A 528-nucleotide genomic window follows, 5' to 3' on the forward strand; every position below is an offset into this window, starting at 1 on the left:
TCGGGCGCCGGGGGCTGCCGCTGCTGCGCGGCGGGCCCGCCGTGGCCGCCTTCGCACGCGCCCTGGACTTCCCCGAGCCGGGCCTGGTGCTCGCGGACATCGACTGGGAGCGCTTCGTCAGGGTCTTCGGCGGCGACCGCCCCGATCCCTTGTTCCTCGAAATACCCGAGGTGCGGCGGCTGCGCGCGACGGCGGGCACGCGGGAGCAGTCCGGCGCGGCCGTCGCTGCGCGGCTGAGCGCCGCCGAGCCTTCGCAGCGGCGGGAGGTGCTGCTGGGCCTGCTCCGCTCGGAGGTCGCCGCGATCCTGGGGCACGCGGACGCGGACGCGGTCTCCCCGCGCCGCGAGTTCCTGGAGCTGGGCATGGACTCCGTCACGACGCTGGCGCTGCGCAACCGCCTCCAGGCGGCGACGGGGCTCCAGCTCTCCGCGCGCGACATCTGGGACCTGCGCTCCCCCGACGCGCTCGCGCGCCACCTCGCCGCCCGCTTCGGGGACGCGCAGGCGGCACCCGCGCAGGACACCGCCG

1 protein-coding gene is annotated in these 528 nt (G+C 77.7%); it reads left to right on the forward strand.

Annotated features, from left to right (window positions below; all coding sequences use genetic code 11):
• A partial coding sequence (locus G3I42_RS26230) for an acyl carrier protein (protein ID WP_203607364.1) occupies positions 1–528 on the forward strand: 528 nt, incomplete at both ends.

The organism is Streptomyces sp. SID11385 (genome assembly GCF_010548245.1).
Classification (GTDB): Bacteria; Actinomycetota; Actinomycetes; order Streptomycetales; family Streptomycetaceae; genus Streptomyces.